The 12461-nt window shown below is 39.4% G+C and carries 10 protein-coding genes and 1 riboswitch; of the genes, 7 read left to right on the top strand and 3 right to left on the bottom strand.

Going from position 1 to position 12461, the window contains the following annotated elements; translation table 11 throughout:
* Positions 1-19 precede the first annotated feature (19 nt).
* The 6 genes from QUE72_RS07925 (at position 20) to QUE72_RS07900 (ending at position 6773) form a co-directional block, all read left to right on the top strand.
* The gene (locus QUE72_RS07925) at positions 20-2050 is read left to right on the top strand and encodes an acetyl/propionyl/methylcrotonyl-CoA carboxylase subunit alpha (RefSeq protein WP_286272959.1); all 2031 of its coding nucleotides are present in this window, start codon (positions 20-22) and stop codon (positions 2048-2050) included.
* Positions 2050-2955 carry a hydroxymethylglutaryl-CoA lyase gene (locus tag QUE72_RS07920; protein WP_286272614.1) on the top strand — a complete coding sequence of 302 codons (906 nt, stop codon included), beginning with the start codon at positions 2050-2052 and terminating at the stop codon, positions 2953-2955. Before QUE72_RS07925 ends, QUE72_RS07920 begins: the two co-directional genes overlap by 1 nt.
* A 77-nt stretch (positions 2956-3032) precedes the next feature.
* On the top strand, positions 3033-3734 hold the full coding sequence (locus QUE72_RS07915) for a CoA transferase subunit A (protein WP_286272613.1): 702 nt from the start codon (positions 3033-3035) through the stop codon (positions 3732-3734).
* A 9-nt stretch (positions 3735-3743) separates the two neighbouring features.
* Positions 3744-4403 carry a 3-oxoacid CoA-transferase subunit B gene (locus QUE72_RS07910; protein WP_074498553.1) on the top strand — a complete coding sequence of 220 codons (660 nt, stop codon included), beginning with the start codon at positions 3744-3746 and terminating at the stop codon, positions 4401-4403.
* A gap of 224 nt (positions 4404-4627) precedes the next feature.
* Positions 4628-4718, top strand: a riboswitch (cyclic di-GMP riboswitch).
* 65 nt (positions 4719-4783) lie between these two features.
* On the top strand, positions 4784-5143 hold the full coding sequence (locus QUE72_RS07905; protein ID WP_074498554.1) for a DUF3718 domain-containing protein: 360 nt from the start codon (positions 4784-4786) through the stop codon (positions 5141-5143).
* Between the two features lie 478 nt (positions 5144-5621).
* Positions 5622-6773: a patatin-like phospholipase family protein gene (locus QUE72_RS07900; protein ID WP_286272612.1), complete on the top strand. Its 1152-nt coding sequence runs from the start codon at positions 5622-5624 to the stop codon at positions 6771-6773.
* Positions 6774-7156: 383 nt separating this feature from the next.
* On the opposite strand, the gene QUE72_RS07895 is transcribed toward QUE72_RS07900, so the two are convergent.
* Positions 7157-9133, bottom strand: a complete 1977-nt coding sequence (locus QUE72_RS07895; protein WP_286272611.1) for a monovalent cation:proton antiporter family protein — start codon at positions 9131-9133, stop codon at positions 7157-7159.
* A gap of 259 nt (positions 9134-9392) precedes the next feature.
* Positions 9393-10571, bottom strand: a complete 1179-nt coding sequence (locus QUE72_RS07890) for an IS4 family transposase (RefSeq protein ID WP_286269174.1) — start codon at positions 10569-10571, stop codon at positions 9393-9395.
* A gap of 321 nt (positions 10572-10892) precedes the next feature.
* Here QUE72_RS07890 and QUE72_RS07885 point away from each other — a divergent pair, with 321 nt between their 5' ends.
* Complete coding sequence (locus QUE72_RS07885) at positions 10893-11783, top strand: GGDEF domain-containing protein (protein ID WP_074499076.1); 891 nt, start codon at positions 10893-10895, stop codon at positions 11781-11783.
* A 16-nt stretch (positions 11784-11799) separates the two neighbouring features.
* Here the strand turns inward: QUE72_RS07885 and QUE72_RS07880 are convergent, their stop codons facing one another.
* A complete protein-coding gene (locus QUE72_RS07880; protein WP_286272610.1) occupies positions 11800-12459 on the bottom strand; it encodes a hypothetical protein in 660 nt (219 codons plus the stop codon).
* Positions 12460-12461 lie beyond the last annotated feature (2 nt).

Here is a 12461-nt window from a genome sequence, read left to right as displayed (position 1 = left end):
CATGCAACATGCTTCAACAATGTTCACTAAGATACTCATTGCTAACCGTGGTGAAATAGCTTGTAGAGTGATTAAAACAGCCCGTAAAATGGGCATTGCTACGGTGGCGGTGTATTCTGACGCTGATGCTAATGCTTTACATGTGAGTATGGCAGATGAAGCTGTTTATCTTGGCCCCTCTCCCTCTCGTGAGAGTTATTTATTATCAGAAAAAGTGATTGCGGCAGCAAAACGTACAGGTGCACAGGCAATACACCCTGGCTATGGTTTTCTCTCTGAAAATGCAGAATTTTGTCGTTTATGTGAACAGGAAAATATTACCTTTATTGGCCCACCAGTTGGCGCTATTGAAGCCATGGGCTCTAAATCTGCCGCGAAAACAATCATGGAAAAAGCACGAGTTCCACTCGTACCAGGTTACCATGGTGATGATCAAACGGAAGCAGTCATTAAAAATGCGGCTGATGACATGGGTTATCCTGTCTTGCTAAAAGCAACTGCTGGCGGTGGTGGTAAAGGTATGCGCCAGGTGTGGAGCGAAGAAGACTTTGCCGAAGGTTTTGCTGCAGCAAAACGCGAAGCAAAATCATCTTTTGGTGACGACACGATGTTAGTGGAAAAATACTTAACACAACCCCGCCATGTTGAAATACAAGTCTTTTGTGATAATCATGACAATGCAGTTTATCTGTTCGAACGTGATTGTTCAGTGCAACGCCGACATCAAAAAGTGATCGAAGAAGCACCTGCATTCAACTTATCGCAAACGTTACGTGAAAAAATGGGTGAAGCTGCAATAAAGTCAGCTAAAGCAATTGGTTACCGAGGGGCAGGTACTGTTGAATTCTTACTTGATCAAGACGGTTCCTTCTATTTTATGGAAATGAATACTCGTTTACAGGTTGAACACCCTGTTACAGAGTTAATTACCAGACAAGATCTAGTTGAATGGCAGCTACGTGTCGCAGCTGATGAAGCCTTACCAAAAACACAAGACCAACTTGAGATCCACGGACATGCTTTTGAAGCACGTATTTACGCTGAAGATGCCAATAATGACTTTTTACCAGCCACTGGCAATTTAAGCTTTCTACGTACGCCACAAGAAAGCAAATATGTTCGAGTGGATACCGGCGTACGCCAAGGAGATGAAGTCAGTGTTTTTTATGATCCAATGATAGCTAAACTTATTGTTTGGGATGAAAATCGTGACAAAGCACTACAACGTTTAACGAAAGCACTGACAGAATACCGTATTAATGGTGTGGTCACTAATCTCGATTTCCTATATAACTTAGCAACTTGCCAAGCGTTCATAAACCGCAATATTGATACTGGTTTTATCGAAAAACATCACGATGATATTTTTCACGATACCGAGCAAGCACTAACCAACGAATTACCAATGGCTGCTCTGTATTTAGTGCTCTCTTTAGCTGAACGCTCTAAAACACACGCTAAAAGTACGACAGATCCTCACTCTCCTTGGAATCACACCAATGCTTGGCGACTTAATGAAGCCCACATTCATAAGCTAACATTAGCGCATAATGACACTCACTACCCCGTTATTGTTGAGCAAAAGCGAATGGGGAATCGACGCTACTACATAATCACTGTTGAGCATCATGCATTTCAAGGACGTACATTAGACTGTCAAGGAACAATAGTTGGTGATGAACTTTCTACCAGTATTGACGGTTATCGCAGTCAAGCAACGATAAGTCGTGAAGGCGATAATATCAGTTTATATAGATCAAATGGCGTGTTTAATTTTACTTATATACGCCCTGATTGTGGGTTAAGTAACGCTGAAGATAATGCAAACGGCTTAACTGCGCCTATGAACGGAACCATGGTCAGCGTATTAATTAATCAAGGAGATACGGTTACGAAAGATCAACCATTAATGATCATGGAAGCAATGAAAATGGAGCATACTATTAAGGCACCTACAGATGGCATAATCGATACAGTTTATTATCAAACTGGCGATATGGTAGATGGCGGCGCTGAACTATTAGCGTTTACGCCCAAGGAGCAAGGCTGATGGCACTACCTAAATCAGTAAAAATTGTTGAAGTTGGCCCAAGAGACGGCTTACAAAATGAAAAAGAACTCGTTGCCGCAAAAGATAAAATACAGTTAATTAACAAACTGAGTAACGCCGGATTAAGCTATATCGAAGCTGCAAGCTTTGTGTCGCCTAAATGGGTACCACAAATGGCAACCTCTTCCGACGTAATGGCAGGTATAGAACGAAAAACAAACGTCACGTATGCGGCATTAACTCCTAATTTAAAAGGCTTTGAAGCAGCGCTTGCTGCAGGTGTTTCAGAAGTTGCTATTTTTGGTGCTGCTTCAGAAGCATTTAGCCAAAAAAATATTAATTGCTCAATAGATGAAAGCCTAGCGCGATTTGAACCTGTTATTCGTGCCGCAAAGCAACATGGCATACTTGTACGAGGTTATGTTTCTTGCGTAGTTGGTTGTCCTTACGATGGTTATATTGCACCAGATACAGTGGCTGAGGTTGCTGAAAAGTTATACAAAATGGGCTGCTATGAAGTTTCACTTGGTGACACAATTGGCGTAGGTACTGTAGCCAGTGTCAATAAAATGTTACAGGCAGTAAGCGCCCGAATCCCCGTAAAGCACCTTGCTGTTCACTTTCATGATACCTACGGTCAAGCGTTAACGAATATTTACGCCGCGTTACAACACGGCGTAAGTGTTGTCGACTCAGCCATTGCTGGCTTAGGCGGTTGCCCTTATGCTAAGGGTGCTTCAGGTAATGTAGCAACAGAAGACGTTGTTTATATGCTAAATGGCTTAGCGATAGAAACAGGGATTAACTTCGATACCTTACTTGAAGCAGGCTGGTATATCAGTAACAAACTCGGCAAGGCACCGGTTTCAAAAGTTTCAAATGCATTTTTAGCTAAATGCGAATAGCTTTACTTTTATAATCATTCAAATTTTAATGATCAACTGCAACACTCGTTGATCTTACATTTAGCAAGGAGTTAATCATGGCGGGTTTTGACAAAGTAGTGTCGAGCTATGAAGAAGCATTAGCAGGGCTAGAAGATAACATGACAGTTATTGCTGGCGGTTTTGGCTTATGCGGTATACCGGAAAATCTTATTACAGAGATCAAACGTAAAGGCACAAAAGGGTTAACCGTTGTTTCAAATAACTGCGGTGTTGATGATTTTGGTTTAGGGGTATTACTGCCTAATCGACAAATAAAAAAAATACTCGCTTCATATGTTGGCGAAAATGCTGAGTTTGAGCGACAAATGATGAGTGGTGAACTTGAAGTTATCTTAACTCCTCAAGGTACACTCGCTGAGAAAATGCGCGCAGGTGGCGCAGGTATTCCTGCATTTTATACCGCCACAGGTTATGGTACACCTGTGGCCGAAGGTAAAGAAGAACGTGAATTTGATGGTCGTCACTATATATTAGAAAAAGCCATTACCGGTGACTTTGCCATCGTAAAAGCATGGAAAGCAGACCGATACGGAAACCTTGTGTTTAGAAAAACCGCACGTAACTTCAACCCTATGGCTGCTACTGCAGGCAAAATAACCGTAGTTGAAGTAGAAGAAATCGTTGAGCCGGGTGAGTTAGCACCTGATGAAATTCACACCCCTGGCATTTACGTTAACCGTCTCATTAAAGGGACGTTTGAGAAACGCATCGAACAACGCACAATTAGAAGCGCATAAGGAGTTAACATGGCTTTATCTAGAGAACAAATTGCGCAACGCGTAGCACAAGAACTGCAAGATGGTTTTTACGTAAATCTTGGCATAGGCATTCCTACATTAGTCGCCAATTACGTACCCAATGGCATGGAAGTCATGTTGCAATCTGAAAATGGTTTACTTGGCATGGGTCAATTTCCTACTGAAGACGAAATAGACGCTGACTTAATCAATGCTGGTAAGCAAACAGTAACCACCGCTAAGGGAGCATCAATTTTTGATTCAGCAGAATCATTTGCTATGATCCGTGGTGGGCATGTTGACCTCACTGTATTAGGCGCTTTTGAAGTTGACGTTCAGGGCAATATTGCTTCATATATGATCCCTGGTAAGTTGATTAAAGGCATGGGTGGTGCAATGGACTTAGTTGCAGGTGCTGAAAACATTATTGTTACTATGACCCATGCGTCTAAGCACGGGGAATCTAAGTTACTCTCGCAATGTACCTTACCATTAACAGGTAAAGGCTGTATCAACAAAGTGCTAACTGATTTAGCCTTTATCGAAATCAAAGATAATAGCTTTCATCTGGTTGAACGTGCACCTGGTGTATCTGTAGAAGAGATTAAAGCGTTAACTGCTGGTGAACTTGTTATACCTGAAAATGTACCTGAGATGACATTTATATAACTTTTACCAATAAATTTATTAGTAAATATAATAAAAAAAGAGCTTTAATGCTCTTTTTTTATAAGAATTAGAAAGTCATATGTAATGTTTCCATATATCCTACAAGAGAAAGTTATATCTAACACATTGTAAAATATACATTTATAGTAAAAACTTAACATTCAACATACTTGCCAATTTCACAAGACTTGATTTTATCTTACAAATTAGTGATACTGAAATTGACAAAGAAAAGGCAAAACATGCGAAAACATGTTACGCAAAACCACCGGTCTAAGGATAATTTAATTTATCTATGACAGCGGAGTTACCGAGTTCAATTAGGTACGTCCTGTGGTTTTTTCTTTTAATAAACTCAACTTGAATTAAAGGTTATTAAAATGAAAAAATTATTACTAGTTTCAACTATTACAGCGTTAACAATGACGTCTATCGTTTCTGCTCCTAAAGCAGAAGCATCGAATATAGCTCAAAGCTTATGTGAGTATGTAGCTGCAGATGATAAGAAGCGTATGCGCTCATTTTTAAGAACGAATAAAATCAAAATCCGCAGAGTTTTTGATGGTATTCAATGTAATGGTCAAAACTTACTGGTATTTGCTTCTGCAAGAGGTGCGGTTGAAACAGGTTCTATGATAGTAAGTAAGCTACCAAAGAAAGTTGTTTCAGAGAACCTTGCAAATCTCCAGAGTGGATCGCAACCATTGATAGATGCCGCTAACGAACGCGTTAGCAGCTAAAATTATTTTTTAGTAGGCGTTATTTGTTAAATCAATAGCTTTACTAGTTTATAATTCTTCTGTCGACTTAAAAAAGCCAGCTAATGCTGGCTTTTTTTTCAACTCAACAAAAGTAGCCTTTACTTTTATAAGCCTTTTATTAATTTAAATGTTCGTGTTGGTTACCATTGTTTATACAGAACGATTTTTAAACCCAGCTAACATTATTTAACCTGAGCTCGGGATAAGAAGTTAGCGAATCAACAGAAACGGTAAGCTTTTTATTTATCACACTGTTCTAGCACGGAGTTTTTTCTTAGTGCAAGGAAAATTTGTGCGTCAATAACGTGTCTATTGCAAATACATTTAACGCAGTAATAAGGAAAAACAACGGCTAGAAAGTAAGTTGTTATCCCTAGCTCAAGTTATTTAACTTGGTAATCTTTAAAATAAACGATAAACTCTCGTTAATTGATAGAATAGATACCGTGATTAATTTGTGACGTACCGATCGCGCCAGCATGAAAAAAACGCATTAGTATTAACTGGGGGTGGTGCAAGAGCTGCCTATCAAGTTGGTGTGCTGTCTGCAATTTCAAAATTTTCCCCACGGCATCACCCTATCCCTTTTTCAATTATTTGCGGTACCTCTGCCGGAGCGATCAACTCAACCGGTTTAGCCTGTTATGCATCTTGCTTTCAACTTGGCGTTAAAAAACTTGAATGGGTATGGAAGAACTTAACAACAAGCAGGATATATCATAGTGACCCTGCTCGTGTATTTAGTCATATATACCGTGGTATATTAGCGAGCTTTCAAGCAGATTATGCAAACAAATCGGCGCACAGCTTACTTAACAATGCACCATTAAGAGCCTTACTAACAGATGTTGTTGACTTTCAGCGTATAGACAATAATCTATTAAAAGGACATTTACGCGCGCTTTCAGTCACTGCGTCTAGTTATAGTAGTGGTGATTCCATTAGTTTTTTTCAATCAAGTGAAACCATTTCTCCTTGGTTTCGAGCTAAACGAAAAGGCTTACCCTGTCAGATAAATAGTGATCATTTACTTGCTTCAGCAGCGATTCCACTATTGTTCCCGTCGATCAAACTTGGAAAAGAACATTTTGGTGACGGCTCTATTCATCAACTATCTCCGTTGAGCCCTGCAATACATTTAGGCGGTGAGAAGCTATTTATTATCGGTGTTGAACAACCGTCAGAACCATTACATCCTAAGGAAAACAATCCACATCCTCCAACAAGCGCGACCATCGCAGGTCATTTACTAGATGGCATTTTTTCAGACACTTTGCAAAGTGACTTAGAACGTCTCAAACGTGTAAATAAAACACTTTCGTTAATCCCAGAAGAAAAAAAAATAGCACAAGAAGGCTTAAAATCAATAGAGACATTAGTAATAAACCCAAGCCACGACTTCAATGCAATAGCAGTAGAGCATTATCATCAAATGCCAATATCAATTCGACTGCTTCTTAGGGCGATGGGCATCAGCAATGATCCTGAATCAAGTATCATTAGCTACCTGTTATTTGATCGCACCTATTGCCATCAACTCATTAAACTCGGCTTTCAAGATGCACTAGAGAACGAAACACGTATTCGTGAATTTTTATCGCTTAAATGAACGTAGTAAATCTTTCAAGCTAACGCAAATGCAGAGATATGGGGATTGAGCAAAAGAAACCTATTATACCAATTCGCATAAATATTCGGTCATTCAGCGAGAATTAAACGCTTTAGAGGCACGGCGTTGATTGCAGAGAATGGTTATTCAGGAGAACGTGCTCCTGCGTTCTCTAATAAGCTACATCCTTGTAGCGTCCTTGTTAAAATCAACAACACAGGCTATGAAGCGTTTAAACTCGCCCTTTGGGAGCGTGTTAGAGGCGCGATAATTGCGCAAAACGTGTTTGATGTAGAACAACTATACCTGCAAACGTTTCGCTTATTCTCCCACCTCTGACATCGCACTGAACTGACTTAATCTTTATGCGAGTTGGTATTACGCTAACCCCCTTCATGCATAAAACGTTCAACCCGCTCAACACGTCTTGGTTTGCCACGAATAATCAAGGTATCATCCGCTAACAAAATGGTATTTTCATCAGGCTGTTCGGTTTCAAAACCAGCTCTTCTCAATGCAACCACGGTTACGCGGCGTGTGGCTAAGTTCAAAGATTGTAAGGTTCGCCCTACCGCATAAGAATGGCCAGTTAAATTCACCGCATTAGCAAATTCTATACGGTCCATAGCATCAGGGCTCATATCTGTATGTTCCCCCTGAAAAAAGCCATGCAGATGACTGTAATGACTTTTCCTTTCCTTCTGTACTCGTTTAACGATATGCGAAAATGGCACGCCTGAAAGTGACAACACTTGTGAAACCAACATCAAGCTCCCTTCAAGGCTTTCAGGCACTACTTGATCTGCACCAGCAGCTTGTAATTTATCAAGCTGATCATCATTACGAGTTCGTACTAAAATAGGTACATTAGGTGATAAACTTCGTACTTTACGTATCACTTCTATCGACTGTTTATCTTCACCAAACGCGATGACGACAAGTTTAGCCGTCGACAACTTAGCCGCCTCTAACAATTCAGTTTGTCGGGACGAGCCAAATAACACATTTTCTCCCGCTTCACGCGCTTTTCGCGTACGTAAGGGGTCCATATCAATGGCAACAAAATCAATACCTTCTTGTTTTAAAAACCGACTAACCGTTTGACCGATACGACCAAAACCACAAATAATCACATGCTCTTTCAGTTCTGTATTAACTTCTAACTCTTTAAATGCTTGTAAGTCTTCGTGATCAGTTTTTTGTTCATTGGCTAGCCACTTTCCCCAATTTCGAGCATTATCAACCATAAATGGCGTTACCGCCATGCTCAAAATACCTGCCCCAATCAATAAAGAAGCAACATCAAGAGGTAATACATTGACTTGTGTAGCAAGCGCAATTAACACAAAGCCAAATTCCCCCATTTGTGCGAGCATGATCCCAGCTGCCCAAGCATCTTTTCCTTGTTCACCAGCTTTTACTGCTAAAATTCTTATCACGACCACTTTTAGTAGCATCAAACCAACAACCAAGCTGACAATGGTCAAAGGTGAAGACACCAACACATTAATATCTAATTTCATCCCAACTGTCACAAAAAACAAACCAAGCAATATATCTCGGTAAGGTCGTATGTCAGCTTCTAGTTGGTGCTTATATTGGCTTTCTCCTAACATCATGCCCGCGAGAAAAGCACCCAGCGCCATTGAAAGGCCAAACCATTGCGTTAATGCGGAAGCGACAAGTGTGACTAATAAAGTCGTTAATACAAACAATTCATCTGTTCTAACTTGTGCAACTAGATTAAATAAACGAGGAAGTATCCATTTTCCTGCGGCCAGTAAAATACCAACAACAAATACCCCTTTTATTAGCGCAGCAAACAAAGCGATTATCATCGAACCTTCGGTACTTGGTGCTAATAATGGAATAATAATCAGTAATGGTACAACGGCGACATCTTGAAATAATAAAACAGCTACAGCTATTTGCCCTGACTTTCGCTTCATGGCACCAGACTCGCTTAACTGTCTGATCACAATCGCGGTAGATGATAAAGCAATGACACCACCTATCACTAAAGCACTGCCAAAGGATTGACCAAAGAAGAGTGAAATAATGGTAAAACAAATTAATGATAACACTACTTGCAAGCAACCTACCGCTAGCACTAAGTGTCGCATTGCCATTAGCTTAGGTAAGGAAAACTCTAGCCCTAAAGTGAACAACAGAAAAACGATGCCTAGCTCGGCAAAATGTTCATAATCTACATGCTCATGCGCAAAAGCTAAACCATGCTCACCAACAAGCATCCCTGCAACTAAATAAGCAAGAATAGCTGGTAAATGTAATTTTCTAAATAACCAAACAATAAACACTGCACTGGTTAAAATAGCCAGAATTTCAATATGGGAAGCCACAAAAAACCTAATAAAAATAAAAACTAACTTTAATCATAGTATATCGCTCATTGTTTGAGCTCAAACGCTTTTATTCATGATCAAAATAATTTCATGTCATTCTAGAGCGTGTTGATCTTTCATGTTTACTTTTGCCGCAATTTGTTTGGTATTTATACAAGGCAACACTTGCGCCGTGTAGTTATTCTACTCCAGTCAAGCGTTAACACAGTAGAAATACCAAACAGATACAGCCCGAAGGGCTGACGGATCCCCATTTTTATATAACTGAACATATTTGATAATAAGCTAAAAAGTTTTCTCGACTTTTCTGTAGATAGTGATTTTTAATTTTGTGGAGTCTATGCCGAATTACTTGCTTCGCCAATGTAAGAAACGATAGAACTCTGCGGTGTTTTATCGTATTAGCCTGAAACATTATTTGCCAATTGCGCTGCTCCGCTTCAAAGCCAACAAACCAAAGTAATAGACTGGCTAAACATGCAATTAAGCACAAGGCACTCATTCGCCTTACGCCTTGTGTTTTACTAAACCGCCACGAAAAGCCATATTGTTGGCTTTTGTCATCGCGAAAGTTTTGCTCAATTTGCATCCTTTTACTGTACAACTTAATTACTTGATCACTAGTGAGTGTATTATCTGATGTTGCGAGTAACCATGGCTCATGAGCATGCCGTCGATACATGCGAGTATCTTTAGTAAAACGGCTATTCCCTTTTCGTCCTTTGTATTTTCCTTTGTACAAATGGAGAAATGCATCACATGCTGTTGGACTGTGTTGAGTAACCCTCGCTTTGCCAAGTCGAGTTGGTTGACAGCTCGCTCCCTGATGAAAGGCAGGGAGTTTTTCCCAAGTATTTTTACCTTCTAACTTACATGTCATCGTGCCTCTGAGACGGCCAATAAAGTGCCATCCTAATGAACGGACTTTAGTATACCAAGGAGTAAGAAAACCACCATCTGACAAAATATAAACGGACCGGTGTTCACCAATAACTTGAAGGAGGTTGTCTAAAAATCTGGCATTGGTTTCTGGCGTATCAAAATCTTTTAATTCAACAACCATGTTGTAAAGCACTAAAGAACGGCCGTCAACGAGTAAACTCGCTCTAAGCAGGTGGTAATCTGAACGACAACAACCACTCCAGTCCACTGCAATGGCTAAATAAGGCAAGTTGCTAATGATTGGTTTGGCCAACGAAGCGTATATTTCAACTTGTTGGTTAAACAAATGCTCGTTATTAAGAAAACGATCAACCCTTTTTATTTTATGCTTAATGTTCGCACGCCCAGCTAAGTAACGCCCCAAACTTGTTAAGGTTAATCTATCAGACGCTATAAGTGCTTCAGAGCATGCTTTAAGTGTCTTCATTCTCGCTTGATTGAAATTCGATAAGGACTTATCAAAGAAGTTATGGCAAAGTAAGGATTCAGGCATAGCATTTTACTCTTATTTTTGTTTTGACGAACTAATAAGATCATAAAATGTTGTGCCTGTCATTTTTTGGGGATTCGTCAGCCCGAAGGGTTCAACAAAACTTAAACAGCAAAGATCAACACGCTCTAGTCATTTTTATCAGTTTCAATGCTTCTGCTTAGCGGCAATAATTGCCGTCAAGATGCCGACAAAAGCTTAAATCTTTAATGAATTGCCACTAAACCGGTACCTAAGGAACAAACTATCATATAATGATCATAGACTTATATATTTGGCACTTTATTTGCAAAAGAAGTTTAATTACTTTATAGAGGTGCTATTATGCAAACGCTTAATTTGGTCAATAGCGATCACGTTGAATTTAACGCGTTTAGGTTATTTGATACGCAAGACCGTCAAAATAATTCTCGAAAACTAGCCTTAGCAGAACAACTTCAAACAAGCTTAGATATTGATACTATTCTCAATATTTTTGCCATGGAAGTAACGAAATTTGTCGATTTTACTGGGCTTTACTTTAAAAATGATGTTACTAGTGGTGAAATGCGTGGAAGTAAACTTGCAAGAAAAGAGCGACATTTTGAGCTTAAAGTCAATAAGCGTTATATCGGTACATTAACATACGCCTTAAACAAGCCAATGCCATTGGCCTCTTATAATATGTTAAAGAACTTGCACACGTTATTAGTACACCCGCTAAATAATGCAATGCTATATCAGCAAGCACTTAGCTTAGCAATGCAAGACGGTTTAACGGGGTTAGGCAATAGACGTCATTTTGATCAACAAATTAAACGCGCAATGCATCATGCCAATAGACAAGGCACTAAAGTCGGCTTAATTGTGTGTGATTTAAATAAATTTAAAGCCGTGAACGATAACCATGGACATCATGTTGGCGATCAAGTGTTAACCCATTTTGCTCAAGCATTAATTGAAAGTGTAAGAGACTCTGAAAGTTTATTTAGATTCGGCGGTGATGAATTTGCAATCATTGTCGAAAACGCAGATGAACAAGCACTAACGATAATTGAAAGTAGATTACAACATTCAGTAAATACTAATAGCTTACTTGCAAGATATGAGGTCAGTAGCTCAATAGGCTGTGCATTAATGACAAGAGCAGATAATGAATATTCGTTATTCGAACGTGCCGATAATTGCCTTTATCAACAAAAACTAGCAAAGCCGTGTCGCTTAAGTATTATTTAATCGATTTTGTAAGCTACTACTTTGTATAATCTACACTGAGCATTCGTAATGCGTATGCTCTTTCTTGTGGTGTGGCCCCAACCTGCACACGACAGAACCTAATTGCCAATGAAAATTTTTCTTTTCCGACAACAGACAACACTTGCTTTAAATAATGTTTATTTAATGAAAAATTTTCTGCATATTGATTAATCGCTTGCTCAATTGAAGGATATTCAACACCGTCAAACCAGAAAGGTTGTGTTAAAAAGGCAGATGAAGCGTCCAGTGTCTTTCCATTAACTTCTAATGGCCAACCTGAAAAGTTTACTCTATCGCGTGCTATTTCATACATCATCCAAGCACTTCTTTGAAAAGAAGCAAAGTTACCCTGTTCAAAACCGCTTTCTTCAAGCGATTTCTTTGTCCAATTAATACCAATAGCGAGATGTTTTTTATAATGTTTTATTAACGCTTTTTTTACGACAAACCTGACCTGCCAAACATTATCTACATGCGCAGTATTTGCCCAACGCAAACATTCGGCACAAGTATAAAGGGTAATCGGGGGATGAACACAATCAGGTACATAATGGCTGTGTTGTGGAAAAGAAAATGTTTTATTTGTTGGCTCTCCGCAGAACCAACAAGTAAAACGATAAGCAAAAGGGGTTTCAGTAATTAAGTGCTTTACCATAA

It is taken from the genome of Thalassotalea hakodatensis, from assembly GCF_030295995.1.
Classification (GTDB): Bacteria; Pseudomonadota; Gammaproteobacteria; order Enterobacterales; family Alteromonadaceae; genus Thalassotalea_C; species Thalassotalea_C hakodatensis.
This window is presented reverse-complemented; position numbering and strand designations above follow the sequence as displayed.